Consider the following 440-nt stretch of genomic DNA (forward strand, 5'->3'; position numbering starts at 1 on the left):
CACTTCTGTTTATATGACCCCGACGGGACTCGAACCCGTGTTACCGCCGTGAAAGGGCGGTGTCTTAACCGCTTGACCACGGGGCCATGGCTCCACAGGTAGGACTCGAACCTACGACCGATCGGTTAACAGCCGATAGCTCTACCACTGAGCTACTGTGGATAAATATTATTGGAGCGGGTGATGGGAATCGAACCCACAACATCAGCTTGGAAGGCTGAGGTTTTGCCATTAAACTACACCCGCGTATTAAATTATTATGGGGCGGATGATGGGAATCGAACCCACGGGTGTCGGAACCACAATCCGATGCGTTAACCACTTCGCCACACCCGCCACAAAAATCAGTAATGGTTCAGGACAGAGTCGAACTGCCGACACATGGAGCTTCAATCCATTGCTCTACCAACTGAGCTACTGAACCATAATATGTAATGGCG

Annotated in this window: 5 tRNA genes; all 5 read right to left on the bottom strand. The window is 50.9% G+C overall.

Features of this window, described 5'->3' with window-relative positions:
• Window positions 1–14: 14 nt before the first annotated feature.
• The 5 genes from SH09_RS13590 to SH09_RS13610 all read right to left on the bottom strand — a co-directional run bounded on the left by SH09_RS13590 (window position 15) and on the right by SH09_RS13610 (window position 424).
• Window positions 15–86, bottom strand: a tRNA-Glu gene (locus SH09_RS13590).
• A gap of 1 nt (window position 87) precedes the next feature.
• Window positions 88–162 (bottom strand) — tRNA-Asn (locus tag SH09_RS13595).
• Between the two features lie 10 nt (window positions 163–172).
• Window positions 173–246: transfer RNA gene (locus tag SH09_RS13600), tRNA-Gly, on the bottom strand.
• Between the two features lie 14 nt (window positions 247–260).
• Window positions 261–336 (bottom strand) — tRNA-His (locus tag SH09_RS13605).
• 15 nt (window positions 337–351) lie between these two features.
• A tRNA-Phe gene (locus SH09_RS13610) sits at window positions 352–424 on the bottom strand.
• Window positions 425–440: the final 16 nt, after the last annotated feature.

The organism is Staphylococcus gallinarum, assembly GCF_000875895.1.
GTDB lineage: Bacteria > Bacillota > Bacilli > Staphylococcales > Staphylococcaceae > Staphylococcus > Staphylococcus gallinarum.